At 35.8% G+C, this 26,296-nt stretch carries 27 protein-coding genes; 7 read left to right on the top strand and 20 right to left on the bottom strand.

Annotation, left to right across the window (positions count from 1 at the left end):
* On the bottom strand, positions 1–1,565 hold a 1,565-nt coding region (locus tag AEQU1_RS04170), incomplete at its 3' end, for a CARDB domain-containing protein (protein ID WP_111878996.1).
* Between the two features lie 75 nt (positions 1,566–1,640).
* On the opposite strand from AEQU1_RS04170, the gene AEQU1_RS04165 reads away from it, so the two are divergent.
* The 6 genes from AEQU1_RS04165 (at position 1,641) to AEQU1_RS04140 (ending at position 7,565) form a co-directional block, all read left to right on the top strand.
* Entirely contained in the window at positions 1,641–2,564 is a 924-nt protein-coding gene (locus AEQU1_RS04165) for a NifU family protein (protein WP_111878994.1), read from the top strand.
* A gap of 107 nt (positions 2,565–2,671) precedes the next feature.
* Positions 2,672–2,872: a dodecin family protein gene (locus tag AEQU1_RS04160; protein ID WP_111878993.1), complete on the top strand. Its 201-nt coding sequence runs from the start codon at positions 2,672–2,674 to the stop codon at positions 2,870–2,872.
* A 73-nt stretch (positions 2,873–2,945) separates the two neighbouring features.
* Positions 2,946–5,060: a thioredoxin domain-containing protein gene (locus AEQU1_RS04155; RefSeq protein WP_111878991.1), complete on the top strand. Its 2,115-nt coding sequence runs from the start codon at positions 2,946–2,948 to the stop codon at positions 5,058–5,060.
* Positions 5,061–5,065: 5 nt separating this feature from the next.
* Positions 5,066–5,911: a mechanosensitive ion channel family protein gene (locus tag AEQU1_RS04150; protein WP_111878989.1), complete on the top strand. Its 846-nt coding sequence runs from the start codon at positions 5,066–5,068 to the stop codon at positions 5,909–5,911.
* 47 nt (positions 5,912–5,958) lie between these two features.
* Positions 5,959–6,660 carry a hypothetical protein gene (locus AEQU1_RS04145; protein ID WP_111878987.1) on the top strand — a complete coding sequence of 234 codons (702 nt, stop codon included), beginning with the start codon at positions 5,959–5,961 and terminating at the stop codon, positions 6,658–6,660.
* 167 nt (positions 6,661–6,827) lie between these two features.
* The gene (locus AEQU1_RS04140) at positions 6,828–7,565 is read left to right on the top strand and encodes a hypothetical protein (RefSeq protein WP_181566703.1); all 738 of its coding nucleotides are present in this window, start codon (positions 6,828–6,830) and stop codon (positions 7,563–7,565) included.
* A 7-nt stretch (positions 7,566–7,572) separates the two neighbouring features.
* On the opposite strand, the gene tsaB is transcribed toward AEQU1_RS04140, so the two are convergent.
* The 16 genes from tsaB to cyoE form a co-directional block, all read right to left on the bottom strand.
* Positions 7,573–8,232 carry a tRNA (adenosine(37)-N6)-threonylcarbamoyltransferase complex dimerization subunit type 1 TsaB gene (tsaB, locus tag AEQU1_RS04135; protein WP_111878985.1) on the bottom strand — a complete coding sequence of 220 codons (660 nt, stop codon included), beginning with the start codon at positions 8,230–8,232 and terminating at the stop codon, positions 7,573–7,575.
* Positions 8,232–9,512 carry an efflux RND transporter periplasmic adaptor subunit gene (locus tag AEQU1_RS04130; RefSeq protein ID WP_111878983.1) on the bottom strand — a complete coding sequence of 427 codons (1,281 nt, stop codon included), beginning with the start codon at positions 9,510–9,512 and terminating at the stop codon, positions 8,232–8,234. Before AEQU1_RS04130 ends, tsaB begins: the two co-directional genes overlap by 1 nt.
* Before the next feature lie 2 nt (positions 9,513–9,514).
* Complete coding sequence (locus tag AEQU1_RS04125) at positions 9,515–10,951, bottom strand: TolC family protein (protein WP_111878982.1); 1,437 nt, start codon at positions 10,949–10,951, stop codon at positions 9,515–9,517.
* Positions 10,952–11,040: 89 nt separating this feature from the next.
* The gene (locus AEQU1_RS04120) at positions 11,041–12,210 is read right to left on the bottom strand and encodes an efflux RND transporter periplasmic adaptor subunit (protein ID WP_111878980.1); all 1,170 of its coding nucleotides are present in this window, start codon (positions 12,208–12,210) and stop codon (positions 11,041–11,043) included.
* Between the two features lie 60 nt (positions 12,211–12,270).
* Entirely contained in the window at positions 12,271–12,690 is a 420-nt protein-coding gene (locus tag AEQU1_RS04115) for a DUF1801 domain-containing protein (protein ID WP_111878978.1), read from the bottom strand.
* Positions 12,691–12,699: 9 nt separating this feature from the next.
* The gene (locus tag AEQU1_RS04110) at positions 12,700–13,971 is read right to left on the bottom strand and encodes an ABC transporter permease (protein ID WP_111878976.1); all 1,272 of its coding nucleotides are present in this window, start codon (positions 13,969–13,971) and stop codon (positions 12,700–12,702) included.
* Entirely contained in the window at positions 13,964–15,208 is a 1,245-nt protein-coding gene (locus AEQU1_RS04105) for an ABC transporter permease (protein WP_111878974.1), read from the bottom strand. Before AEQU1_RS04105 ends, AEQU1_RS04110 begins: the two co-directional genes overlap by 8 nt.
* Positions 15,201–15,908 carry an ABC transporter ATP-binding protein gene (locus tag AEQU1_RS04100; protein ID WP_111878973.1) on the bottom strand — a complete coding sequence of 236 codons (708 nt, stop codon included), beginning with the start codon at positions 15,906–15,908 and terminating at the stop codon, positions 15,201–15,203. Before AEQU1_RS04100 ends, AEQU1_RS04105 begins: the two co-directional genes overlap by 8 nt.
* A 140-nt stretch (positions 15,909–16,048) precedes the next feature.
* A complete protein-coding gene (locus AEQU1_RS04095; protein ID WP_111879054.1) occupies positions 16,049–16,282 on the bottom strand; it encodes a hypothetical protein in 234 nt (77 codons plus the stop codon).
* A 5-nt stretch (positions 16,283–16,287) separates the two neighbouring features.
* The gene (locus AEQU1_RS04090; protein WP_111878971.1) at positions 16,288–16,815 is read right to left on the bottom strand and encodes a DUF420 domain-containing protein; all 528 of its coding nucleotides are present in this window, start codon (positions 16,813–16,815) and stop codon (positions 16,288–16,290) included.
* 8 nt (positions 16,816–16,823) lie between these two features.
* Entirely contained in the window at positions 16,824–17,447 is a 624-nt protein-coding gene (locus AEQU1_RS04085) for an SCO family protein (RefSeq protein WP_111878970.1), read from the bottom strand.
* 31 nt (positions 17,448–17,478) lie between these two features.
* Entirely contained in the window at positions 17,479–18,123 is a 645-nt protein-coding gene (locus AEQU1_RS04080; protein WP_111878968.1) for a hypothetical protein, read from the bottom strand.
* Between the two features lie 129 nt (positions 18,124–18,252).
* The gene (locus AEQU1_RS04075; protein ID WP_111878966.1) at positions 18,253–18,642 is read right to left on the bottom strand and encodes a cytochrome C oxidase subunit IV family protein; all 390 of its coding nucleotides are present in this window, start codon (positions 18,640–18,642) and stop codon (positions 18,253–18,255) included.
* A 15-nt stretch (positions 18,643–18,657) separates the two neighbouring features.
* Positions 18,658–19,641 carry a cytochrome c oxidase subunit 3 gene (locus AEQU1_RS04070; protein ID WP_111878965.1) on the bottom strand — a complete coding sequence of 328 codons (984 nt, stop codon included), beginning with the start codon at positions 19,639–19,641 and terminating at the stop codon, positions 18,658–18,660.
* A 140-nt stretch (positions 19,642–19,781) separates the two neighbouring features.
* Complete coding sequence (locus tag AEQU1_RS04065; protein WP_111878963.1) at positions 19,782–20,360, bottom strand: cytochrome c oxidase subunit 3; 579 nt, start codon at positions 20,358–20,360, stop codon at positions 19,782–19,784.
* A 45-nt stretch (positions 20,361–20,405) separates the two neighbouring features.
* On the bottom strand, positions 20,406–21,299 hold the full coding sequence (gene cyoE, locus AEQU1_RS04060) for a heme o synthase (RefSeq protein ID WP_111879052.1): 894 nt from the start codon (positions 21,297–21,299) through the stop codon (positions 20,406–20,408).
* A gap of 124 nt (positions 21,300–21,423) precedes the next feature.
* Between cyoE and AEQU1_RS04055 the strand changes: the two genes are divergently transcribed.
* Positions 21,424–22,416, top strand: coding sequence for an MBL fold metallo-hydrolase (locus AEQU1_RS04055; protein WP_181566702.1), 993 nt, complete (start codon positions 21,424–21,426; stop codon positions 22,414–22,416).
* An 11-nt stretch (positions 22,417–22,427) separates the two neighbouring features.
* Here AEQU1_RS04055 and AEQU1_RS04050 read toward each other — a convergent pair whose 3' ends face one another.
* The 3 genes from AEQU1_RS04050 to AEQU1_RS04040 all read right to left on the bottom strand — a co-directional run bounded on the left by AEQU1_RS04050 (position 22,428) and on the right by AEQU1_RS04040 (position 26,245).
* On the bottom strand, positions 22,428–24,518 hold the full coding sequence (locus AEQU1_RS04050) for a gliding motility protein RemB (RefSeq protein WP_111878960.1): 2,091 nt from the start codon (positions 24,516–24,518) through the stop codon (positions 22,428–22,430).
* A gap of 108 nt (positions 24,519–24,626) precedes the next feature.
* Positions 24,627–25,406, bottom strand: a complete 780-nt coding sequence (locus AEQU1_RS04045; RefSeq protein WP_111878959.1) for an energy transducer TonB — start codon at positions 25,404–25,406, stop codon at positions 24,627–24,629.
* Between the two features lie 116 nt (positions 25,407–25,522).
* Positions 25,523–26,245, bottom strand: a complete 723-nt coding sequence (locus AEQU1_RS04040; RefSeq protein ID WP_111878957.1) for an energy transducer TonB — start codon at positions 26,243–26,245, stop codon at positions 25,523–25,525.
* Positions 26,246–26,296: the final 51 nt, after the last annotated feature.

Genomic DNA, 26,296 nt, shown 5'->3' with positions numbered 1-26,296 from the left:
AATATGTTGGCATCATTGTCCGTAAGGTTGAAAACCCCAGAGGTCGTGCCATCGTCGCACTGGTACAAATCAACAGCAGGGTTGGCAATGGGCTGGGGTCTAAAGGTAATGATCACCGAATTGCTATCTACGCGACAAATGCCATCTACTGCCTCAACAGAATATATACCATCTGTTGTTACAGCAAGTGTTTCGTTTGTTGCTCCCGGAATAGGAATACCATTTCTAAACCATTGAATATTAAATGGAGGATCGGTTACACCAGAATCCAAAATAACAGGTCTGCCGAAACAAGCTGGACCAGGAGTAAGAATTATTCCAGCCGTACTAAGATCAACAGGGTATATAAATTCATTATTACTTTCATCGGTTTCTGCAACAATACCAGTACCATTTCCTATATCATCGACAACAGCTCTAAGGTTGAAATTGTTTGGCGTAGCAATAGGAATAGCTAGCGTAATAGTACCGCTTTCGGAACCTCCTAAAGGAATGATATTAGTAGTAGTGGTTTGCCCTATTAATACCGCATCCGCATAAAAAGCAATTGGCGTATTGGCAGGCAATTCATTGGTACTGTTTACATTATATACTGTATATTCTACATCAATATTATTGTTTTGACAAAGCACCCCAAGGTCATCAATTTCTATTGTAGCATCGGGAAGTTCAGAATTGACCCCTACAATAACATTATTCACCATTATAAAATCCTGACCAGAACTAAGTTGAATATCTATTTGTGTATCACCTGGTTGTATAATATTTAGGTTCTGAAGATCGTAATAATCCAAATCCATGTTATATAAAGTAGTGGAATTGGTGTACGTATTTGTGCCATTGAATGAATTGTTAAATGGATTTAGTGGAGTGTCCATCAAGATACCGTTAAGACGAAGACTTTCTGCAACTTGAATGCCCGAGTCACCTTCCCACGCCAAAAAACCAATTTTTGAGGCTATGTCGGAAGAAGCATTAATATTACCCAAAACAATATTTATGTCTTGATTGGTACTATTAACATATTCTAAACCGTCAAATAGGGTGATTTGGTTTAATTCTAATGTAGGATCTTCATATATTACAATTATACTCCAGCCAGCAAAATTTGTCCCCGCACTACAATATAATGGATCGCTCTGAAGTGCAGGATTCACATCCAATTCAGAAAGGGTATAGGTTCCATTACCAGCAGCTGCAACTATATTGGTTACATCTTTATATGCTGAAAAATAATCCAATCCAGTATTGGCCTGAAGAGAGAAGATTCGATCTGGAGTAATATCCGCTCCATTAAGTTTTACCTGAAAATCTCCTGTTCCCGCACCAGCCCAATAAAGATGGGCAGATAAAAATGTTTGTCCGAAAGTTAAGTTAAGTGGGGCACTACTTTGTGTTAATGCAGAACATGGTGAGCCGCCTCCATTTTCTTGGGTATTCATAGTATTCCCGAAAGCGGTAAATTGATACCTTCCATTAAATTGTCGAAAGTCTGTAATTGGATTCACTTGAGCTATACTAAGAAAAGGTGAAAACAGAATCAGCAGAAGTATTAATTTTTTCATAATGGGGGTGTTAAGATGCCAAATATATTGAATACATTGTTTTTCTTTTTATAATTTCGCAAAAAAAACAAGTAAATGTCCCAATTTAACATAGAAATTTCTGAAACATCAAACCAAAATATTGTTAAATTTATTGCTAATTCTTTCTTAACGCGCTCTACCAGCTATGAGTTTAAGAATATTGATGATGCAAAAACCAGCCCCTTAGCACAACAACTTTTTTACCTTCCATTTGTAAAAACCATCTATATTTCACAGAATTTTATTGCTATTGAAAAATACAACATCGTTGAGTGGAAAGATGTGCAACAAGAAGTTGCCGATTCTATCCTTGAATATCTAAATGCTGGTAAACCGGTAATTATTGAAACGGACGCTCCAATAAAAGTTCCCGCTACTGTTTATGCCGAAAGCACACCCAATCCATCGGTAATGAAATTTGTGGTAAATAAAACTTTGGCGACCGGAATTTTCGAGTTTAAAAATATTGATGATGCAACCCATTCACCACTGGCAAAAGCTTTATTCAATTTTCCATTTATAAAGGAAGTATTTATAAGCAATAATTATGTTTCGGTAATGAAACACAATGTGGTTGAATGGCAGGAAATATCTATGGAAATCCGCGAGTTCATCCGTAAATTTATAGAAAACGGCAAGCCTATATTGAATGACGAAATATTCAATAATGTTGATACCCCTTCAAATAGTTCTTCTTCAGAAATAAACACTTCTGAAAAAAATGAAAAAGCGCATACCGACATTGAAAAAGAAATAATCTCAATCTTGGACGAATATGTAAAACCTGCTGTTGCGCGAGACGGCGGCCACATTCTTTTTGATTCATTCAATAAAGAAACAAAAACGGTAAGGGTTATTCTTCAAGGCGCTTGCAGTGGATGCCCATCTTCCACAATCACTTTAAAAAACGGGATTGAAACGATGCTAAAAGAAATGTTACACGGTCAGGTAGATAGCGTTGTTGCAATTAATGGTTAATAATTTAGAGCTCTTATTCTTCCCTTTTAACTTAATTTTCAGAAAATTAGCTTCTAATAATTGTAAATTGTGTTTTACTATTATTTTTAACCTAAAACCAAGAAATTATGGCAGTATTAAAAGTTATTGAAGTTCTCGCAAGCTCAAATGAAAGTTGGGAAGATGCAACAAGAAACGCAGTAAAGGAAGCTTCAAAAAGTGTGAAAAATATTCGCTCTGTGTATTTACGAGAACAAAGTTGTGTTGTGGATGAAAGCAATATTACACAGTTTAGAGTGAACGTAAAAATTACATTTGAAGTAAAATAAATAGTTTAAGAAATCATCAGAATACGCTTTTGAAAATTCAAAAGCGTATTTTTGTTTTACTAAAATCTCTATTATGCAATTTACATTTGCTTTTCTGGCGATAGCTTTTATGTTAAGTTGCAATTCTTCAAAAAAAGAAACTTTGGAAACACATCAATATACAAATGATTTAATAAAAGAATCCAGCCCATATCTTCTGCAGCACGCACACAACCCGGTAAACTGGCAAGCGTGGAATGATACCACATTACAACAAGCCAAAAAAGAAAAAAAACTAATGATAATCAGCATCGGTTATGCTGCCTGTCATTGGTGCCACGTTATGGAACATGAAAGTTTTGAGGACAATTCCGTAGCAGCTGTTATGAATAAAGATTTTATTTCAGTAAAGGTAGATCGGGAAGAACGTCCTGATGTGGACCAAACATACATAAATGCAGTACAACTCATGACCGGCAGTGCGGGGTGGCCACTAAATGTAATAACGCTTCCCGACGGCAGACCGGTTTGGGGCGGTACTTATTTCAAAAAACAAGATTGGATAAACGCGCTGGAGCAAATACAAGAATTGTATTTAAAAGAACCCGAAAAATTGATTGCTTATGCAAATAGGCTTGAAGAGGGCATAAAAAGCATGGATCTCGTCCATTTAAATACTGCGGATGTTGATTTTAAAAATTTTCCAACCGATAAAATTTTAAAAAATTGGTCCCAACGGTTTGATGAGCAAAATGGTGGTTTTAAAGGCGCACCAAAATTTATGATGCCCAACAATCTTGAATTTTTACTACGGCAAGCTGTTACAGAAAGCGATAAAAAATTATTAGAATACGTCACACTTACTTTAGATAAGATGGCATATGGCGGGCTTTACGACCAAATTGGTGGTGGTTTTGCACGTTACAGTACCGATGAAAAATGGCATGTCCCACACTTTGAAAAAATGCTTTATGACAATGCCCAGCTTGTAAGCCTTTATAGTAATGCATATTTAGTTACAAAAAAGCCGCTATATAAAGAAGTGGTTGAAGAAACTTTAGATTTTGTAGCCCGCGAAATGACAAATAAAGAAGGCGGATTTTATTCCTCTTTGGATGCAGATAGCAAGACTGAAACCGGTAAACTGGAAGAAGGCGCATTTTATGTTTTTACTTCAGAAGAATTGCACGTAGAGTTGAAAGACGATTTCAAAATTTTTAAAGAATATTATAATGTTAACAGTTACGGTAAGTGGGAAAACAATCACTACGTACTTATAAGAAAAAAGAGCGATAATGAAATTGAGACCGAGTTTGGGCTCACCGCAGAAGCATTTCAACAAAAAAAGAAAAGTTGGAAAAAAATACTTCTCGCCTATCGGAACCAAAGACCAAAACCTCGTTTGGACGATAAAACGTTGACATCATGGAACGGTTTGATGCTAAAAGGATATGTAGATGCATACAAAGCTTTTGGCGAAAAAGAATATTTGAACGTAGCTTTAAAAAATGCTACGTTCCTAGCTGAAAAACAACTTCAAAAAAACGGTGCTTTGTTTCACAATTATAAAGATGGAAAAAGCAACATCAACGGTTATTTGGAAGATTATGCATTCACGATTGAAGCTTTTGTTGATCTTTATCAGATTACCTTAGATGAAAAATGGCTTAATCTTTCAAAAGAAATGGCGGGCTATACATTGTCCAATTTTTTCGATTCGGAGAAACACATGTTTTACTTCACTTCAAAGGAAGATCCAGTTATTGTTACCAGAAATTTTGAATATCGCGACAATGTGATTCCCGCATCCAATTCGGCAATGGCCAAGAATCTTTTTACGCTTTCAAAATATTTTGAAAATACAGGATATGATGATATTTCACATCAAATGCTGAAAAACGTTTCAGTGGAAATGGAAGAGTATCCCAGCGGATTTTCAAACTGGCTAGACCTTTTGAGTAATTTTAAAAACAATTTTTACGAAGTAGTTGTTGTTGGCGAAAAAGCTTCGGAAAAAATTAAAGAGCTAAATACCCATTATCTTCCAAACATAATTATTGCTGGAAGCACCAGTGAAAATAAAGGCCCATTGTTTCAAAATCGTTATTTACCTAATGAAACATTTATTTATGTTTGTATGAATAATGCGTGCAAACTGCCTGTGAAAGACACAAAAATTGCAATTGAATCAGTAAACAAAAAAGAATAAATTTTATGGAAAAATTTCAGGACTTGGATATTTACATTGAAAAGTATGGACAAAAATTAATAGACTTTCTACCAAATATAATCGGCGCGATATTATTGCTACTGGTGGGTCTTTGGCTAATAAAAATTATAAATCGTTTTATTAGAAAGTTTTTCGACAAAAAAGAATACGACCCAACACTTGAAAATTTTATAGCTAGTTTAATAAACTGGGGATTAAAAATAGTACTCTTTGTGTTAGTAATTACTCAGCTTGGGGTTGAATCTGCCTCATTAGTCGCCATTATTGGAGCAGCTGGGCTTGCAGTAGGCTTAGCGCTACAAGGATCGCTCGCAAACTTTGCTGGTGGCGTGCTTATATTATTGATAAAACCATTTAGGGTTGGTGATTTTATAAGCGCACAAGGAGTGGACGGCACTGTAAAGGAAATATCAATTTTTAACACCAAACTTACTACATTTGGAAACCAACTCGCTATTATTCCCAATGGAAAACTAAGCAACGATAATATAATTAATTACACAGAAGAAGGAGTGCGGCGTGAAAACCTCACTTTTGGCATAGGTTATGATGATGATATAAAGAAAGCCAAAGATATTTTATTAAGTTTAGTATCAGAACAAGAAACTGTTTTAAAGCTTGAAGATAAAATGCCTATGGCAGCTGTAGCTGAATTGGGTGACAGTTCTGTAAATCTAACATTGAGATATTGGGCGAAAAATGAGGATTTTTGGGCGCTGCGTTGGTTAGTTTTGGAAGAAGGAAAATCTAGATTAGAAGCAGCTGGGATTTCAATACCTTTCCCACAGCGAGATGTGCATCATTTTAATTTAGAGAGTCTAAAGAAATAAATCATTAAGTTTGTAAGAATTATATATAACACATTAATAATCTCAAAATGAAAAAAATACTTTTATCTGGTCTTGCCGTTCTATTAATGGCTCCTGTTTTCTCACAGCGAGCAAGTACTAATTTTGACATTTACTCTAGAACAATCGATATAAATCAAAAATCTTTAGCTTTTGGTCTTACAGAAGCTCAATTTAATTCTATAAAAGATGAGGCTTACGCAAATCCAAGTTTTGTTCAAGGAAAGATATTCCAAGAAGATCAATTGATGAAAGATGATGTGCCAATGCGCTATAATGCCTTTGCAGATGAAATTGAAATCAAAAAAAATTCTTCAGACGAAAATTATGGGGCATTAATAAAGGATCCCACTATTTTTGTTAAAATGTTCCGGGACATATATGTTTTTGTTCCCTATGAAGGAAGTAATGAAAAAGGCGGTTATTTCAATGTACTTAGCGATGGAAAAACCTATGACCTTTACAAAAAAACAAAAGCTACTTTTAGAGAACCACAGAAAGCAAGAACATCATACGAAAGAGATACGCCTCCATCATTTCAAAAAACGGTGACTTACTATTTAGTTCAAGATGGCACATTTTTAGAAATGCCAAGTAGCAAATCTAAAATCCTTAAAATGATGGATAGTAAGAAAAAAGAAGTGAAGGAATACATAGGTCAGAATAATATTGACCTTGACAAAGAAGCTGATATGATAAAACTAGTTTCTTATTTTGATTCCCTTTTATAAGAAAAAATATAGAATACATAAATTCTTTTAATAAAGAAGTTTAAAAAAGCAACAGGAAACTGTTGCTTTTTTTTGTGAAAACACTTTTTAGAAAATGTGCTTTACTTGTAAATGGAATAGCTTTAATTTTAAATTATTATATTTATAATGATTCAAAAACTATTATCATGAAAAATCTTATACCACTCCTTATTACTATTATAATTTCTTTGAATGCTATTGGACAGAATGATTATACCAAGCGCGGTGCTCTTTCCTCTGGCGCTGCAAATGGCAATTTTGATATATTCTACAGGACTGTGGAACTCAATCAAAAATCTTTAGCTTTTGGACTTACAGAAGCAGAATTTAATAGCATTAAAGAGAAAGCTTACGCAAACCCCAATTTTATAGTGGGAAATATTTATCAAGATGAAAATCTGTTAAAGGCTGGCGTGCCCATGCGTTATAACGCTTATGCCGATGAGATTGAAATAAAAAATCATGCTTCCGAAGAAAATTATGGTGCTTTAATGAAAGATGAGAGTATTTATGCTAAAATAGGAAAAGATATTTATGTGTTTATACCATATAATGGATCCAACGAAAAAGGGGGCTATTTCAATATTCTTGCTGACGGTAAAAATTATGATCTTTACAAAAAGACTACCGCCAATTTCATAGAACCCAAAAAGGGCAAAACAAATTATGAAACCGATAGCGCTGCCACTTTCGACAAAACAATAAAATATTATTTAGTTCAAAATGGCAAATTTTTAGAAATGCCAAGCACAAAATCTAAGGTTCTAAAAGTAATGAACTCCAAGAAAAAGGAAATTAAAGGTTATATAGATAAAAACAATTTAGATGTAGACAAGGAGTTGGATCTAATTAAAGTATTCACATATTTTGATTCGCTTTTATAACTAAAAGTTAACCCAGCATAAATTCCTTTAAATAAAAAGGCTCAAAATAAGCGATATTTTCGGTGTCGTTTATTTTGTATTTAGCTTCTGCAATTAAAGCCATATCTGCAGCAGAAGGAATACCATCTTTATAAAAAACTGCATTTTCATTTTTGCACAAAGTTTCAAATTTATTAGAACCATCGCCAATAAAAATGGTTTTGCGTTTATTTAAATATTCTAAAAATGAACTTTCATCCAAAATTTCCGCTTTCGTTTCTCGGATCTGTTTCTTTTCTGAATTGAAAACCGCTGAATACACTTCCATTCTTCTGGCGTCAAGTAGTGGAATGATGTAACAATCTTCACTTTTAACTTGCTGAACCAATACTTCTAAAGTAAATGTAGAAATTAAAGGAATATCTAAAGCGAAGCACAAGCCCTTTGCCGCAGAAACGCCAATACGCAAACCTGTATAAGAACCGGGCCCTTTACTTACGGCAACTGCATTTAATTGTTTTTTGTCAAGATTTGCTTCCTTTAAAACTTCATCAATAAAAACATGAAGTTTTTCAGCATGCGAATATTTTTGATTGTTTTCTTCGCGGATGGCTTTTATTTCGCCATCAATAGCAATGGCTACAGAGCAATTGGTTGTTGAAGTTTCAATGCAAAGTATAACAGCCATTAATTTTCCTTTTTATCTTTTTCGGGGACAGAAACTTCAACTTTATCGCCTTGTTTCAAAGATTTAGTTACTGTATTATACGGTCCTGTAATTACGGTTTCGCCTTCTTTCAAACCCGTGATTATTTCAATATTTGAATCATCCTGAATTCCAGTTTTTACAATTCGCAACTGGGCTTCTTGTCCTTCTTTCACATAAACCGCCTCAAATTTTTCTGCAGCTGTGCTTGAAATGTCGTTTGTGTATGTTTTTTTGGAATCGGTTGAATCAGATTTTATAACAATAGCACTAATTGGCACTCCAATAATGTTTTTCTTTTTATTCGTAATAATATCAACCGTGGCGGTCATACCTGGACGGAAAGGTGAAAAACTCTCAGGTTTACCTTCAGTTAAATCTTTATATGATTCCGGCAAAATACGCACTTTCACTTTAAAATTAGTCACCTGATCTGCGGTAAGTGAACTTTCGGCACTGTTTGCTATTTCGGTTACAATTCCCTTAAATTCGCGCTTTAAATAGGCATCAACCTCAACAATCGTTGAATCGCCCAAGGAAACTTTCACAATATCGTTTTCATTTACATCTACCTCAACTTCCATATTTTGAAGATTGGCAACACGCACAATTTCTGTTCCTGCCATTTGTGCGGTTCCTACTACCCTTTCGCCCAATTCAACGGAAAGTTTTGAAATAGTTCCGCTCATGGGCGCATAAATAGTGGTTCTGGAAAGATTATCCACGGACTGCTTTACATTTGCCGAAGCGCTTTGAACGTTGTAATAAGCAGCTTGCGCACTTGCCTGTGCCATATCATAATCTGCAACAGATTTGTCCCATTCAGACTTTGAAATCACGCCTTTTTCAAAGAGCGCTTTGTTTCGTTCATAATTGAGTTTTGCATTTTTTTCACTTGCTTGGGCTTGGGTATATTGCGCGCGAACATTTTGCAATCCAGCTTGCGATTGACTCACTGCTGCTTGAATTAAATCGGGATTTATTTTTACCAAAAGATCACCTTTTTCTACGATTTGCCCTTCTTTAACAGGAAGTTCAATAATTTCTCCAGATACTTCTGAAGATAGTGCTACCTCCACTTCCGGTTGTATTTTTCCAGTTGCGGCAACAGTTTCAATAATATCCAATGGCTTAATTTGGGTTATCTCAATTTGTTTGAAGTCACCAGATTTTCCAAACCATCCTGCTTTTTTTCCAATAAGAAGCAAAGCGATAAGCAATACAACAATTACAATAATCCAGATGAGTGTTTTTTTCTTCATACTTAAAATTTTAACTCAGTTGCTGGTATACCGAAGTACAATTCCAGCACTTTAATTTTAAAAATATAATCATATTTTGCTCTCAAAGCCTCGCTTTGTGAATTTTCAAGTCGGAATTTAGCTTGGCTAAAATCAAATGAATTTAACAATCCCACATCAAAACGATCCGTTGAATATTGATAAGCCTGTTCTTGGGCATTTACAGCAACCATTGCGGCCTCATAGGCCTTGCTAGCCCCAACAACATCTGTATAGGCCTGATACACGTTTGATTCCAGCTCAAGCTCTGCTTGTTCCTTTTGAAACTCTGCACGCTTCACATTTATCTTATTTCGCTGTACAGAAGCCCGCGTTGAAAACCCATTTAAGATAGGAATATTTAGCTGAAGTCCGTATGAAATTCCATCATTAAGATACAACTGCTCAAAAAATGGAGCTGGTGGGCTTGTAAGCAAGCCAAAATTAGGAGCAACTACGGTTTGGCCCGTATCTTCAACCTGGCCAATTACCTGTGTGGGTTGATTTGGATCTACGCCACCCTGTAAAATTCGGTCAGCTCCAGATTCACGCGTATTGTAGTTTAAAAAACCTTGCAGGCTTGGGTAATAATTACTTCTGGCAATCTGCACATCTTTCTCAGCAAGTGCAATGTTAGCCTCGGCAATTTGCAGTTCCGGTCTTTCAGATTTAGCCTTTGCAATAATCTCTTCGGGAGTTTTCTCAGTAATATCCGTCAATGGTGCCTCATAGGAAGCCTCGGCAATATCAAAGTTTTCATAATCTTTAATTTGAATAATCTGCGCTAGGTTTATTAGCGAAATACGAATATTATTTTCAGCAACCACAATGCGTTGCTCCTCATTGGCTGAAGTGGATTGTATTTCCAACAAATCTCCCCGCGGAATAGAACCCGCATCAACCAACTGGTTTGAACGTTCTAACTGTTCAATAGTAATTTGATGTTGGGCCTTTATAACGGCAAGATTTTCTTTGTTAAATAAAATTTCCAAATATGCATTTGCAACCAAAAGAGCGGTATTATCTTTAATTTGGTCTAGGTTGTACTGAGCTGCAAGTTTTGATAATTTGGCGCGCTGTGCTTGACGCAAATTGTTTAAACCGTCAAAAATAGTGATCCCCAAAGTGGCATTAGCCGAAAAATTGCGCGTAGTTTGGTTTTGAAGTACTCCTGTGGTTATATTCTGCGTAAGACCCGTATTCCAAGAATTTGATCCTGAAATATTAAATGTAGGCAGATAATTACCTATGGCATTTAGTTTGTCAATATCTGCAAGTTCCAAATCCAGTTGTCCCTGTTTTACTGAGATATTTTCTTCCAAAGCCTTATTAATGGCTTCTTCCAAAGTCCATTTTTTATTTTGGGCGTTCGATGAAATTCCTATAATGAGGAAAAAAATTAATATGGTTAACTTCTTCATAAGTTTTCTATTGCTGAATGAGTCTTTTGTATTGCGATTGCGTTACAAAATTTATAAAATTATAATTTTCTAATACGTGTTTCAAGAAATTATCCTTTGCCGTTTGACGGTGTTGCGGGCTTCAGTTGGTTCCAAACTTTTATATTATCATCTTTTGAAATTCCGCTTTTCACTTCAACATCTATTCCGTCACTAATACCCAATTCTATATCCTTTCTTTCAAAATTTTGGTCTCCCACCATAACTTCCACAAAAGGTTTTTGGGTTTTTGAATCATACTGCACCAAAGCTTCTTTAATAGTAAGTACATTTTCGGCTTTGGCAAGGATAATGGAAGCATTGGCACTCAACCCTGCACGAATAAAAGTGCTGGTAGTGTCAAGATTTTTCATAGTTCCTTTAATTTCAAACTGGATTGCACCATTTTCACTTATTCCTTTTGGTGCTATATAATCTAGCACTGCGTTAAAAATTTTATCTTGAATTGCGCCTACAGTAATTTCTAGAGGAAGACCTTCTTTAATTTTTCCCACTTCACTTTCGTCAACTTTTCCCTCAAAAATCATTTTATCTATATCTGCTAAGGTAGCGATGGTTGTTCCGTCATTGAAATTGTTTGCTTCAATTACTTGATTTCCCGTTTTTACAGGAACATCCAACACCATACCCGAAACTGTGGCGCGAATTTCGGTATTTGCCGAAGCACCCATACCACTAGTAGTACCAGTTTTTACAATATCGTAATTTTGATTGGCAGCTGTAAGTCCTACCTGTTCTTGCTTGAGCCGCTGTTGCGCTTGATCAAAAGCCAATTGCGCATTGTCAAATTCATTGGCAGAAATTACTCCTTTTTCAAATAATGCTTTCTGCCTGTTATATATATTCTTTTGGTTTTCCAAAGCTAAACGAGCGGTTTCCACCTGCGTGCGAACGTTATTGATATTACTTTTAGCATTGTTTAAAGAGGATACATTAGGAACCACTTTTACCTTAGCTATCAAGTCTCCGGCTTTTACAATATTACCTGCTTCCACAAAAATCTCATCAATGATTCCTGAAATATTAGGTTTTATAAGTACTTCCTCTTTTGGAACAATACTGCCCGTAGCCACGGTCTTTTTTACAATTGATCCCATTGCTGGTTTTTCCGTTTCATACACAACTGGATCTTCTGCATTTTTTGAATATAGCCAATACATAGAAGCAACAAATAATACTGCAATTGTAGCAAGGATGATTATGGTTTTTGTTTTTTTCATTTTTTTGATTGTTGAAATTATGGTCTTTAATTGATGTTTTTTATATTTTAATCTTTCAATTTACGCTCCTAAAAGCGGTAAATTTTTTATTTTATGGTAATTCAATGCCATTGTAAAGCAATGCTTTAATTCAGTTTCTGGTATTCTTTCGTTCAATTTAAAAACAATTGCCCTGTTGCCTTCAAAGTTGAATTTATTTTTATAGACTTCCCTGAATGTGGGAACCAATTGTGAAGTACATTTAAAATATACCGCAACTTGATCGGGAGCCTTTTCTTTCCAATCCATACGTACCGTGCTTCCAAATTTTGTTAGAAAGCTTGGCTCTCCCCATTTAAGTGTTTCCTCTAGTTTTTCGAGCCCCTCAGTTTCTGATGCGGTACACAAAACCAGTTCCCTAAGTTGAAGCATTTTTTGCTTAACCCCCTTGGGATAGTTCTCAAAAACAGCTGCAACTTTTGGGTCACTTGTCAATTTCATAATTCCTTTTTACTCACTTCTTAATGCTTCAACGGGTTTCACTTTTATAGCGTTTTGTGCGGGAATCAATCCTGCCAAAAGTCCAGAAACTATCAAAATGGTCAAGGCAATAAATACAACACCGATGTTTACCGATGGGTTTATAAACATCATCTCGCTGGTATCCATCCCGCTAAGCTGATAATTAACTAACCAAAGCACCCCAGTTGCCAAAACAATCCCTGCCATTCCCGAAACAATTGTTAGAAATATAGATTCCAATAATATTTGTGAGCGAATACTCCAAGGCGTTGCCCCCAAAGCTCGCCGGATACCGATTTCCTTTGTGCGTTCCTTTACCACAATTAGCATAATATTGCTAATACCGATGATTCCAGAAAGGAGCACGAGTATTCCCACGAAATATGCAACGAAATTTAAAGCGGTAAACAGGCCATTAATCTTGCTGTATTCTTGGTAAAGGTCGAAATTTCCTACGGCACGATCGTCGTTTGGGTTTATGGTATGACGTGTTTTTATTACATCAAAAATTTGACTTTTCAATTCTGTTATTGAATAACCATCCTTTGCAGTAATTGCCATCCAACCTACAATGTCGCCCATATTAAAAGCTTGCGAAAATGAGGTAAACGGAACATAAATTTCTTTTTGCATTTCTTCCGGATCTCCGTTATTTCCTTTCTTCCTGTAGGTGCCAATAACCATAAAATTGACGCCATTTATTTTTATGTAAGAACCAATTACCTCTTCATTTGGAGCATACAATGCACTTTGCACCCCGCTTCCAATAATAGCTACTTTTCTTTTTTCATTTATATCGGAATAGTTTACAAACCTGCCAGAAGTAATTTCCATCGGCTGTTGTTGAATTATTTCAGGATAATCGCCATAGACATTAAAAGCACCTGTTTCCAATCCGCGTACAACGTTATTGCTTCCACGGAAACCGCCTAATTGGTTTCTGGGTGAAACGAAGCGTAGGCCATCAACATTTTGCTTAATAGCAGGAACGTCATCTGTCTTGAAGTTATATCGACGCCCTTTTGGCAATCCTTTATATGGTTGTGAAGCGGTTTGTGACCACATAAACATTGAGTTTGTCGCCATTCCATTAAAACCTTGTTTTATACCGTTTTCCAAACCATTTCCTGCCGCGAGCAAAATCACCAAAATAAAAATACCCCAAAGCACCCCAAAAGCAGTCATAACCGTCCTGAACCAGTTGCTGCTAAGGGCTTCAATTATTTCTGCCCAACTGTCTTGACTAAATAATTTACTCATCGCGCAAAGCTTCTATAGGTTTAATATTTGCAGCACGATACGCCGGAAAGAATCCTGCAACTGCACCGGCAACAACAAGTATGATAACAGTTGTAATTGCTACTGAAAAATCTACGGAAGGATTTCGAATGTAATCTGTTTCAATGAATGGACCAACAAGTTGTAGCAATAACAGACTAAACATAAGCCCAACAAAACCCGCCACTGCAGTTACGAAAATAGATTCGTGAAGTATCATACCGATAATAGACCAAGGCTGGGCGCCAATTGCCTTACGCACCCCAATTTCTTTGGTGCGTTCTTTAACTATAATAAGCATGATATTGCTTACGCCAACAACTCCTGCTATAATTGTACAAATACCCACTCCCCAAAAAAACCAGCGGATCATATTATTAAGATCGTAAAACTTTTTTGCGTTTTCAAGTGTATTGTTCACATTCACCGCTCTATCATCGGTTGGCGAAATGGTGTGCGCAATTTTAAGATCGGTTTCCAATTGTGCAGAAAATGCTTCGGAAGCAGCTAGCGCTTCATTATAATCATCCTGCTTTTGAAGTGTAAATGCCAATGACCGAAGTTTGTCTCCTGCATTAAAAACCTTTTGTGCAGTGGTTAAAGGAATAAATAGTCTTGTTTCCTCTCGTTCTCCTCCCGGGTCTGTATAAATACCCACTACCTTAAATTTTATTCCAGCAACATCAACATATTCTCCAATAGCATTTTCTCCCTTAAAAAGATCGAGATATACTTGGTTTCCTATAACCGTGACTTTTTCAAAAGAATTTAAATCACCTTGGTTGATATATCTTCCAGCAACCAATGTTGCATTTTCAAGAAACTGATAGTCGCCACGAACACCTTCAACCCGATAACTTCCGTTTTCCTTTTTATAAGTGGTTAATTGCCCCCATCTACTGTATACGCCAGATTTGTATTCTAGCTTATCACTATTTTTGTTAACCGCCATTTCATAATCGCGATTGGTCATTTCTATTATCCGGCCGGGGTTAAGGCCTTTATATTCTTCTGAAGTCACGTTTGTCCAAACGCTAATACGGTTTGTAGCATCGCTTTCAAACTCTTTTGCAACGCCGTTTTGCATTCCCTGCCCGATTGCAAGCAAAATGACCAAAATAAAAATCCCCGAAGCTACAGAAAGACCCGTAAGAAATGTGCGCAATTTGTTTTTGCGAATCGCCTCAAATATTTCTTCCCAGCGTTCAATACTAAACATAAGTTTCAGTTTTGGCCCGTACTTGATTAACAACGGAATCGTCTATTATCAACCCATCTTTTAGGTTTACAATTCGTTTAGTCATGTGCGCTATGTCATCTTCATGAGTTACAATCAAAATTGTTTTTCCTTCGTCGTTAATACCTTGAATAAGTTCCATTACTTCATAGGAAGTTTTCGTATCCAAGGCTCCTGTAGGTTCATCAGCAAGCAAAACTTTTGGATCGCTGGCCAGAGCACGGGCAATGGCTACTCTTTGTTTTTGCCCGCCGGAAAGTTCACTTGGAAGGTGTGAAGCCCAATCTGCTAAGCCAACTTTTTCTAAGTAATGCATAGCTTTCTCGTTGCGAATATTTCGTTTTACGCCTTGGTAGTAGAGTGGCATTGAAACATTATCCAAAGCTGACTTATAATTAATTAAGTTGAAAGATTGGAAGATAAAACCCAAGAATTTGTTGCGGTAGCGCGCAGCTACTTTTTCGTTCAGGTTTTTTATCAACGTGCCGTCCAAAGTATATGTGCCTTCGTCAGCCTCATCCAGTATACCTAGAATATTCAATAATGTTGATTTTCCGGAACCAGAAGAACCCATGATGGAAACCATTTCGCCTTCAGCAACTGAAAAATTTATGCCTTTTAAAACATGGAGTGAATTTTTACCCATGTGATATGATTTGTGAAGGTTTTTTATTTCTATCATTCTGAAAATTATTGAAATACAAAATAAGGGGGAAATACCCTTTCAAATGTGAAATTCTTGTTAAGACTTGAAAAGATTAATGTTTCGGTTTTTTTATAAGACTTTAAAAACCGCTGGATGTTACAGTAAAAAGAATAAAATCACTCGGTTTCTTGTGAACGCGCCTTTTTTCGGCTTCGGTAGATTGCATAGCCAACGCCAGCAATGAGTAGGTAAGGAAATATCATTAAGTACATGATTCCGTTATTGATTCCTTTGGCAGCATGCCCCCCTTCTTCGCTTTCCAAAACGGCACGGCACATGGCACATTGCGCCTCTGCTGGAAGAACAGCAAAAAGAAGAAAGAGAAATATTATAAAAACTTTAAACTTCATATTCATTAGTAATACGGTGAAATCATTAAATAAACAATCACGCCAGTTACGGCAACATACAGCCAAAGCGGATACGTAATTCGCGCTATTTTTCGATGTTGATAAAACTGTCCTGAAATGGCCCTAACGTATGTAATTAAAACAAAAGGTATAACAACTATTGACAATAAAATATGCGTTAAAAGAATGAAATAATATACATATTTAACAATTCCTTCCCCACCGTATCGTGTGGAATCGGAAGTCATATGATAAGCAACATACATCACCAAAAACAATACTGAAAAGATAATGGCGGTCTTCATTAACCTTTCGTGCATTTTTCTGTTTCCCTTTCTAATCTGAAAAACAGCTGTAATCAATAAAATGGCAGTCATTCCATTAATAGTTGCGTAGATAGGAGGCAGAAAACCTAGACGTTCCACTCCGGGAATTCTAATTGTAAACAGAACAGCCACCGCCACCGGAATTGCTATGGAAAGAATCCATATCCAAACATTATACTTTTTTGATGTGGTAATAGTATTATCCATTTTAGAAATTATAAGAGTTTTTTAATGTCTTCTTTCAACATTTGTATTCCGTTATCTTTCAAACCATCATAGTAAATAATAGGGTTTCCATTTTCATCTTTTCTGGAGCGAATGTTGCCTTCTTGGTCAACAAGTGCAAAAAAACCAGAGTGCTCAAAACCACCTTCCACTTCGGAAACTTCGCCCACATACAAATTGAAACCTTCATTGGCGAGTTTAAATATTTTTTCCTTTTCACCCGTCAATAAATGCCATTGTGGTTTTGTTATTCCTTTGTTTTCGGCATATTCCTTTAAAACCTGGGGTGTATCGTGAGCTGGATCAATCGAAAAAGAAGCGATTCCAACTTTTGGATTGCCCAAAAAAGCATCTTGGATTTTAACCATGTTTTCTGTCATAATCGGGCAAATGGAAGGACAAGTAGTAAAGAAAAACTCAACTATATATACTTTGTCTTTAAATGTTTCATTTGTAATAATCTTTTGGTTCTGATCAGTAAAGCTGAAAGCTGGAACAGAACCAATCGTGGCAAGGTCTGGTTTTGATAGCGTATTGATTATTTTTGGAACTGCCCAAATTCCAAAAATTAAAATAACGAACGTAATACCTATGTATGAATAATTCTTTTTCATTTGGTGAATACTTTAAATGAAATTTTCTAGATTATATTTCCCTTTTATCATTATACTTCTTTAGAGCTCGCCTATATTCTGCCAAAAGAACTTTTACATCGTCACTCATTTTATTGTTTATTTCAGCAATTGTGCTGGAATCAAAACCATACATTACCCCTTCATCTTCGTCATCATCCCTTCCGCGAAGACTTCTCTCTTTATCTACTATAAAAACGTAGGGAGTTGATAAATTTGAATCTAATGCAAGGTTTGACTTAAGGGATTTAAAAACATTAGTGATATCTTCTTCAGCCCCAAAAGCGAAATGCCAAGAATCTGTTGGTGCAATCTCTTTGAGCTTCTCTTCAATGTTTCTAGCTTGTTCTTCAGTGCCGCTGGGCAAAAGAATGACAAATTGAAATTCATTAAACTCGTGGTTTTTGCTGTATATTTTATGGGCAAGGTTGTAAGCATATGCACGGTGTGCTTCCAAATCACTTCCGAAGAAACCCAAAACTGTAATATGATCTTTTAGTTGAACGGATTTTCCATCGAGTGTTTTAAACCCATTCAATTCAGTAATTGAATTAGTAAGCACAGGAAGCGTAGCGAAGTTATTTTTCCCGGAAGCAAAAAAAACATATGCCGTAATAGGCAGTATAAACAAGATGCCAAGCACTAAATACTTCTTCATTTTACAGTTTTTTTGCTCTTGCAAAAATACAGGGTAAAAGGGGGTTGGGCAATGTTTTAGATGTTAATTTTAAATTATTGAATATAAAAAAACCCTCTTTAAAGAGGGTTTTTTAAAACTTAATATTTCTTAGAAGTTGAATTTTATAAATCCAACTTTATAAACTTCATAAATATAATCACCTTCAATTAGTAAAAGCACCACCAAATAACTAATCAAGAACAGGGATGTCCAGATTACAGCTCTTCGCAAGCCGGTAGTTTCGTCGCGCATGTGCATAAAATCCCACGTAATATAGTATGCTTTAAATAGTGTAAGCAGGATGAATATCCAGTTAAGAAGTTTCAGTGCCAAAAAATGATGGTCTACCAAAAACGCTGGACGGATAATACCTAATGCTACTTCTACAGTTGTAACAATTGATAGTATTACAAATACACCCCAAATCTTGGATACATTTGATTTAAACTTTAAAGTTCCTCTAAAGATTGCTAATTTATGTGCTTGCTCGTGTGCCATTTTTTAAATAAAATTTTATACAAGATAAAAGAATGTAAATACAAATACCCATACCAAATCCACAAAGTGCCAGTACAGTCCGACTTTTTCAACCATTTCGTAATGGCCACGTCGTTCATAGGTTCCTATAATTACATTAAAGAAAATAATACAGTTAATTAGTACTCCAGTAGCTACGTGGAAACCGTGAAAACCAGTAATAAAGAAGAAAAAGTCTGCAAATAAAGGATGGCCGTATTCATTATGGCGAAGGTTTGCCCCTTCAACCACCATTTGACCATCATTAACGACTTTTGCAATGGATTCTTCGCGATTTAAAATTATATGATGTCCATGCTCGTTTTTATGTTGAACTCGAACTAAAAGATTATCATTTGCAAGAAAGCCTTCTTTTACTTGTTCAAAAGAAACACTCGGATAATATTCCGATTCATTTTTGAACCAAATTCCATTTTCCTTTGTTTGTTCAGCCCGCTCTCCTGTTCCCATTGCGGCAAAATCACGAAGTGCAACTCGCTCTCCTTCTTTATCCAAAAACTGGACAATCTGCCCACCTTTAGTTTCTATTGCTCCATAATCACCCTTAATGAAGGTAGCCCATTCCCAAGCTTGTGAGCCTAAGAAAACAAAACCTCCAATTATTGTAAGAAACATATAAAGAATAACTTTATTTTGCTGCATTTTATGTCCTGCATCCACAGCCAAAACCATGGTTACGGACGAAAAGATCAAGATAAAGGTCATAAATGCGACATAATACATAGGCGCATCAACTCCGTGAAGGAATGGGAAGTGGGTAAATACTTCATCGGGAATAGGCCAAGCATCTACAAACTTGAATCTTGAAAATCCATAAGAGGCAAGAAATCCTGAAAACGTCAAGGCATCAGAAACGATGAAAAACCACATCATCATTTTGCCATAACTGGCTTTTAGCGGTTGGTTTCCACCACCCCAGGTTTTTCCTTCGGTACCTGTTTTAACAACGGTAGCTTCCATAAAAAGAAATAGGTTTTTAAATAAGGTTCAAAAATACGTTTAATTTTTATTTAACGAAACATCAATTATTAATTTAGAAAAAATCTATCCTAATAGTTCTGCATCATATTTCGTGTGTGCTTTAAAATCAATATTTAAGGTTAAACAAAATATAAAAATAAAAACAGGTAAATCCACACTATATCCACAAAATGCCAAAAGGTTGCGGCCAATTCCACACCAAGAGTATTCCCGTTGTTATATTTTAGTTTAAAATGATTATAAATTACAACCAAAAGCGATATTAGTCCCGCAAAAACGTGAGCTACGTGCAACAAAACCACCAAATAAATAAAAGAAGTAGTGATACTGCTTGTGGGTCCTGTAAAATTATATCCGTTTTTTATAATTTCTGAAAAACCTACAAATTGGAAAACCACAAACAAAGCTCCCAATAAAAAAGTGGTAACCAAAAAAAACATGCCTAGGCTATTTTGTTGTTTTCTAATTGTTTTTAAAGCAAGATGGACCGTAATGCTACTTACAATTATTAAGGCAAGGCTAATATAGAAAGCCTGCGGAATATCAAAAGTTGAAATCCAGTCCGGTCTTTCTTTACTTACTACATAGGCGCTGGTAAGTCCTGCAAAACTCATCGTTAAACTAATAATACCAAACCAGAGCATATTTTTTTTTGCTCTGTCTATCTTTATTTGCTCAGTTCCTTCAGTTAAATCCATTTTTTTAATATTCTCTAAATTAGTGCAAAGCCAGAATGACCTTTATCATCTTAAAAATTTGTCCGCAACATAAATTATTTGCAGCAATGTAATATAGCTCACGCTAGCAAGCATAAGTTGTTTGGCGGTCTTGGAAGTTTTTTCTTTATAAAGTTTAAGTGCGTAATAAATAAGTCCAATTCCCAAAAGCCCAATCAAAACCCCTGAAATTGGCGTTAAATATAGCTTTCCGGTAATACCCAAAACAGGTATTACAGAAACAAGCACAGTCCAAATTGTGTATAATATAATTTGTATAGCCGTACCCTTATCGCGCTTACCGTTAGGAAGCATAAAAAATCCTCCTTTTTGGTAATCATCAAAAAGAAACCAGCCTATGGCCCAAAAATGCGGAAACTGCCAAAAAAACTGAATCATAAACAATGTGCCTGGCTCAATACCGAACTTTCCGGTTGCAGCAACCCAGCCCAACATAAAAGGGATAGCCCCTGGAAATGCACCTACAAAAACCGAAAGTGGCGTTTTTGTTTTTAAAGGAGTGTATAGGCTTACGTACATAAATATAGAAATAGCCCCAAACATCGCCGTGATAGGATTGATGGAATACAACACTACAATCCCTAATACTGTTAAAACACCCGCGAGTATAAACGCCGAACGAACGCTCATTTGTCCAGCTGGAAGCGGCCTATTTTTAGTGCGGTCCATCAATGCGTCTAAGTCTCGCTCGATTATTTGGTTATACACATTTGAAGCACCTACCATGCAATATCCGCCTACACACAAAAGAAAGAGGATATAGAAGTCTATGGACTCTGCGCCCAACAAATAACCAGCAACAGAAGAAAAAACTACACTCACCGAAAGCCTAAGCTTAGTGATTTCAGTAAAATTTCTGACGATAGACTGGGTAGTTGAATGTGATTGGGTAATGGACAATCTCTTATTTTTAGGCGGGGCAAAGATACGCTTCCTGTATTTTTTTCGCAATATATTCTCAACAATCTTGCGCTTTTATTTCAGCATTTTTACTAATTTGAACCGATTTTCAAATATAAAAAATATGCGATCCAAATTAATTTTATTCACAACACTATTCTTCTCGTTTTTAACGGTGTATTCACAATCTGACAATGGGGAGAAAGTGTACACAAAACTTATAAAGGTTAACAACAAAATATACATGCTTCAAGGCAAAGGTGGGAATATTGGCCTTAGCTTCGGAAGTGACGGTGTTTTTATGATAGATGACCAATTTGCCGAAAGTATTGAACAGATTCAAAAAGATATTCAAACAATCAGTAAAAAACCCGTACAGTTTTTAGTAAACACACATTTTCATGGCGACCATACCGGCGGAAATGCAATTTTGGCACAAACAGGAACAATTATATTTTCACAGGAAAATGTTCGCACCCGCTTGATGGGAATGATTGCCGAGGAAAAGAAAAAAATTCCACAAGAAATTCTTCCAATCGTTACATTTTCCGAAGACCTTACTTTTCATTATAACGGTGAAAAAATATATGTTTTCCACATCCACGATGCCCATACCGATGGCGATGCGATGGTTTATTTTACAAGCAGCAACGTCCTGCATACCGGTGATGTTTTCTTCAATGGAAAGTATCCTTTTATTGATACCGAAAATGGAGGCAGCTTAACAGGGTGTATCAAGGGTCTTGAAAAAGCAATGATGGTAATTAACGAAGACACAAAAATTATTCCCGGACACGGTGATGTGGGCTCTTATAAAGACCTTCAAAAAACAGTAGAAATGCTTTCTACTGTTTACAAAAGGGTAACCATGAATTACATTAATAAGAAATCAGAAGAAGAGGTTGCAAAAATGACTGATCTAACCAAAGAATATGATGACAATGGTTATGGAGGAGGATTTATATCAACGGAAGCTTTTTTACGAATGGTTTATAGTGAAGTGGCTAAAGAGCGAGGTGACATTGAAAGCAATGCTGAAAAAAACCGAAAAGCACGCGAAAAGGTAGAGAAAATGCAAGAGCAAGCTAATCAGAATAAAAAGAAAAACAAAGAGTAGATTAAGCTTTTTTAAAAATCGTAATACCAGTTAAACAAATCTGTGCGAATTCCAAAATTTACCCAACTTGTTTGGCTTTTAAAAACAGTTTCTGTATCCACTTTTGGATCAAAATTTCTAAAAATAAAACTTCCATAAATTTTCAAATTAGTGGTTGGATTTATAACATAGCCGGCCTGTACTTCAGCATGGAAAAAATCTGTAGTGTTTCCCTGGGCAACATCGTTTCCATCAGTGGAAATTCTATCGTCTTCGTTTCCGTAGATACTACTTCCATAAAAACTTGAATCTTCCGGTGTATTAAATTCAAAGCCACGCTTTGCTACAATAAATTTAGCATCGCCATAAATTCTTCCTTTCTGGTAGCGCGCAATAGCTATAAATTCAGAAAAATTGGCGCCGAGCGTATGCGCCATAGATTGATTATTGTGTCCGTAATTCAAAACAATAGTATTATGAGAATATGTATACGGACGAACTCTATTATATTCTGTTTGCAAATAGAGATTTTTTAAACCAAAAGCATCGTAATACTTCAGCCCAAGCTGATAGCCTGTTTTATTTTTATAACTTCCTTTTCCGCCAAAAACATCACTGGAAGAAAATTCATCAATAATTAGTTGCCCATAAGCGTTTATTCGATCATTCACTTTATACTTTCCGCTAATACCAACTAAAGCATTTCCGCCACGCGAACCTGTTGAAAATTCTATGGCTCGGTAAAATATAATGGGGTTTAAATAATTCACATCAAAACCACGGCCGTTGTCGTTCTGCCATATTACAGATTCAAATAGACCAATATTTAAACGTTTAGTGATGTTATAACTCAAATAATGGTTTGCCATATATTTTGTGCGGAAGGAACCATCTTCAGTAACTTCTGGACGAACATCGCGCAGAGACATCCAAGTATTGGTGTATTTCAATTTCCAAAAAGTAGTATTTATTTTGAAAAATGGATATGAGCTTGCATTATCGCTGGTCAATAAAGAACGATAGCCGTCTCCTAAAAATGTTTTTCCGTGGCCCAATTGAATATTGAAATATTTTGAAGGAGTATATGAAATATGTCCAGTTGCAATGGGATAATCGTAGGAGTCTGACCTAAAACCTTTGGCTATACCACGCCCGGGAATTATCGCCGGATTTCCACCGTCTGGTTTTATAGATTCTGCATATTTATTAAAATAATCTGCAAAGCGGCCTTGGCTTTCATAGATAACGCCAAAAAAGCTAAGTTGGCTCCCCAGACTTCCTTGAGTGTAAACTAAACGTGTATTATTATAAGTGTCAATATCTGCATCAATATCTTTTCCGGCTTGCAAATCTACACCCGCATCCAGCGTAAGCCAATAATCCTTTCCTTTGATTGTAACGAGATGTTCGTTCCAAAGTTTTCGTCCAAACCAAGAAGTTTTATTCTTTAAAATTTCTTTATTGGCAGCTTCAAAATCGTAATATTTGTTGACCTCACTATAAATATAAGGCTTCTGTGCGGTGTGATTATTTAGGCCCACGCGGTTCATCGCAGCATCAAAAAGGCTGTAGTTGTGGTGGGAAAGCGGAATGTTTATATTGCTTCTATATTCTTCATTATTGTAAGGAAGATTTTTTATTTCTTCATATTCATATACCAATGCCTCCCTTTCATTTTTAATGGCAATTTCTGTTGTTTGCAAAATGCTTTCGCCAGGAGCTACCAATGGAATTGAAATAGGCAAAGTAAATTGAACATACGCAGGCGTCCCATTATAGGTTGCTGGACCAACTTGAGGCAGACTTTCAAAAACGCGACGTGCTTCCGTTTTTAATTCATCATAGATACCATCTACATATAAAACTTTAAATTTTCCTTCTTTTGTAACCTCAAAAAGTACATTTACATTTCCCTTATAGTTTTCTGAAAAAACAATGTCTGGAACTTCAAAATTCTGAAAAATGAATTGCTGTAGTGTGTTTTTAAAACAATTTTCTATTGCATCAACTTCTGAATTTTCACATTCCTTAAAAACTGGATATTTCTCATATTTCGCTGCAGAAACTTGAGCCAGCGATACAATTGAAAAACAAAAAATAAAAAAGAAGATAAACTGTTTCATTTGAGTTTGTTTGTTTAAACCCGAAAGATACAGTTTTTTTGGAATGACCGGTTTCAAAAAAAGCTCCCTTTTTATAAGGGAGCTTTAACTTATATACTCTTGTTTATTTTATTGAATCTTGAAAATGATAGGAACTGTATGAAGTACATCCACATTTTTGTCTCCTTGTTTTCCCGGCTCCATTGTCGGCAAATTACGTATAACTCGTTGCGCTTCTTTCTTTAAGTTTGTGTTATTTGAATTTGCAATAACGTCAGTTACAAACCCATTAGAATCAATTTTAAAATTCACGTAAATTTTATATGTTTCATTTGATTTCAAATCTTCCAACAATTCCTTTCTAAAGTTTTTGTTTATAAAAGAGTTTATTTTAGAAGACATGCACTCAATTTTTTCAGCATTAGTCCCCAAAACATCACAACCTGGGAATACAGGAACAAATTCTACATTCATAATAGAAGTTGGTCCTGAAGGCTTGGCATCAATTGGAGGTGTATCTGGAGTTATTGGAGCATCAATTACAGGAGCATTTGTATCTGCAATTGGAGTTTCAATATCTGGAGCCGTATCTGGTTTTACATCAAATACGGTGCTTTTTATTGGTTTTTGAATAGGTGTTTGCTTCTCAATTATTTTCTTAATTGGCTCCGCTGGCTTTGGTATATCAACATCCAAGACGTAATCAATCATTGGAGGATCTATAATTCCTTCAGAAGTTGAAGAGGTTACTTTATAAGTCTTTATTTCAAAATTAGTCTGCATAATAAAAAAGACTATAAACAAACTTGTTATAACGCCTATTTGAAAGAACAAACGCGAATTCCATTTAATGTTGGTTTGTTTTTTTTCTTGTCTTTTGTTGCGAGCGTTTTCTTTAGTTGTTTTCATAATAAAGAGATTTAAAGGTTAACAATTAAAGAGTTACAACTGTTATGCCAAAAAACAAGAAACCCCGTCTTTGCTATTACAAAGACGGGGTTTCCAAAAATAAATCTATATTTTATTTACTGAATATCAAACACAATTGGAAGTGAATAAAGTACCCCAACTGGTTTTCCACGTTGTTTACCGGGCGTCATATCTGGAAGTGATTGTACAACATCAACTGCTTCTTTTTCCAATCTTGGGTGTGGTGCACGAGCACGAACATCCACAACTTTTCCATTTTTGTCAATTTTAAATTGAACAGCAATACGTTGCCTACCTTCCAAACCAAGATCAGATGCCAAATCGCTATTAAACTTTTTGTTTATGAACTCGCTAATTTTTGAAGACATACATTTCTTCTTAGCTTCATTGCCACTTTCTTTTTCACAGCCAGGATAAATTGGCACATTTTCAATTACTGCAAACGGAACGTCAGCAATCTCTTCTTCAACTACTTCTTCCTTAATTTCCTTAACCTCAACAATTTTTTCATCTTGTTTTGCTTCGGTAGATTCTATTATGGTTTCTTCCACTTCATCTTCGTCTTCCATAACTTCTATTACTTCAGGAGCTGGTGGCGGCGGCGGCGGCGGAGGCGGCGGTGTTAATTGTTGTGTGATTGGGATTTCTTCTTCAAGATCTTCACCTACGTCTAATTTTCCGTAGTCATTATCAGATTTATCATAAGATTTCCACTCAATTGCCTGCCAGGCAAGAAAAAGCATAACAACCATACCAAGCTGAAAAAACAACATGCTTCTTCGACTTACGTCTGATTTTGGATTTTTTTTGGGTTCCATAATAGTGGGTTTAACTTGTTGCTAAAATATAGAAATTCTAATTGAATTTAA

Origin of the sequence: Aequorivita sp. CIP111184 (assembly GCF_900489465.1) — a bacterium.
Classification (GTDB): Bacteria; Bacteroidota; Bacteroidia; order Flavobacteriales; family Flavobacteriaceae; genus Aequorivita.
This window is presented reverse-complemented; position numbering and strand designations above follow the sequence as displayed.

Bases quoted from the DNA above. Each gene is read 5' to 3' on its own strand.
- AEQU1_RS04165 (WP_111878994.1), top strand. From the start codon at position 1,641: ATGTCCCAATTTAACATAGAAATTTCTGAAACATCAAACCAAAATATT.
- AEQU1_RS04160 (WP_111878993.1), top strand. From the start codon at position 2,672: ATGGCAGTATTAAAAGTTATTGAAGTTCTCGCAAGCTCAAATGAAAGT.
- AEQU1_RS04155 (WP_111878991.1), top strand. From the start codon at position 2,946: ATGCAATTTACATTTGCTTTTCTGGCGATAGCTTTTATGTTAAGTTGC.
- AEQU1_RS04150 (WP_111878989.1), top strand. From the start codon at position 5,066: ATGGAAAAATTTCAGGACTTGGATATTTACATTGAAAAGTATGGACAA.
- AEQU1_RS04145 (WP_111878987.1), top strand. From the start codon at position 5,959: ATGAAAAAAATACTTTTATCTGGTCTTGCCGTTCTATTAATGGCTCCT.
- AEQU1_RS04140 (WP_181566703.1), top strand. From the start codon at position 6,828: ATGAAAAATCTTATACCACTCCTTATTACTATTATAATTTCTTTGAAT.
- tsaB (WP_111878985.1), bottom strand. From the start codon at position 8,232: ATGGCTGTTATACTTTGCATTGAAACTTCAACAACCAATTGCTCTGTA.
- AEQU1_RS04130 (WP_111878983.1), bottom strand. From the start codon at position 9,512: ATGAAGAAAAAAACACTCATCTGGATTATTGTAATTGTTGTATTGCTT.
- AEQU1_RS04125 (WP_111878982.1), bottom strand. From the start codon at position 10,951: ATGAAGAAGTTAACCATATTAATTTTTTTCCTCATTATAGGAATTTCA.
- AEQU1_RS04120 (WP_111878980.1), bottom strand. From the start codon at position 12,210: ATGAAAAAAACAAAAACCATAATCATCCTTGCTACAATTGCAGTATTA.
- AEQU1_RS04115 (WP_111878978.1), bottom strand. From the start codon at position 12,690: ATGAAATTGACAAGTGACCCAAAAGTTGCAGCTGTTTTTGAGAACTAT.
- AEQU1_RS04110 (WP_111878976.1), bottom strand. From the start codon at position 13,971: ATGAGTAAATTATTTAGTCAAGACAGTTGGGCAGAAATAATTGAAGCC.
- AEQU1_RS04105 (WP_111878974.1), bottom strand. From the start codon at position 15,208: ATGTTTAGTATTGAACGCTGGGAAGAAATATTTGAGGCGATTCGCAAA.
- AEQU1_RS04100 (WP_111878973.1), bottom strand. From the start codon at position 15,908: ATGATAGAAATAAAAAACCTTCACAAATCATATCACATGGGTAAAAAT.
- AEQU1_RS04095 (WP_111879054.1), bottom strand. From the start codon at position 16,282: ATGAAGTTTAAAGTTTTTATAATATTTCTCTTTCTTCTTTTTGCTGTT.
- AEQU1_RS04090 (WP_111878971.1), bottom strand. From the start codon at position 16,815: ATGGATAATACTATTACCACATCAAAAAAGTATAATGTTTGGATATGG.
- AEQU1_RS04085 (WP_111878970.1), bottom strand. From the start codon at position 17,447: ATGAAAAAGAATTATTCATACATAGGTATTACGTTCGTTATTTTAATT.
- AEQU1_RS04080 (WP_111878968.1), bottom strand. From the start codon at position 18,123: ATGAAGAAGTATTTAGTGCTTGGCATCTTGTTTATACTGCCTATTACG.
- AEQU1_RS04075 (WP_111878966.1), bottom strand. From the start codon at position 18,642: ATGGCACACGAGCAAGCACATAAATTAGCAATCTTTAGAGGAACTTTA.
- AEQU1_RS04070 (WP_111878965.1), bottom strand. From the start codon at position 19,641: ATGGAAGCTACCGTTGTTAAAACAGGTACCGAAGGAAAAACCTGGGGT.
- AEQU1_RS04065 (WP_111878963.1), bottom strand. From the start codon at position 20,360: ATGGATTTAACTGAAGGAACTGAGCAAATAAAGATAGACAGAGCAAAA.
- AEQU1_RS04055 (WP_181566702.1), top strand. From the start codon at position 21,424: ATGCGATCCAAATTAATTTTATTCACAACACTATTCTTCTCGTTTTTA.
- AEQU1_RS04050 (WP_111878960.1), bottom strand. From the start codon at position 24,518: ATGAAACAGTTTATCTTCTTTTTTATTTTTTGTTTTTCAATTGTATCG.
- AEQU1_RS04045 (WP_111878959.1), bottom strand. From the start codon at position 25,406: ATGAAAACAACTAAAGAAAACGCTCGCAACAAAAGACAAGAAAAAAAA.
- AEQU1_RS04040 (WP_111878957.1), bottom strand. From the start codon at position 26,245: ATGGAACCCAAAAAAAATCCAAAATCAGACGTAAGTCGAAGAAGCATG.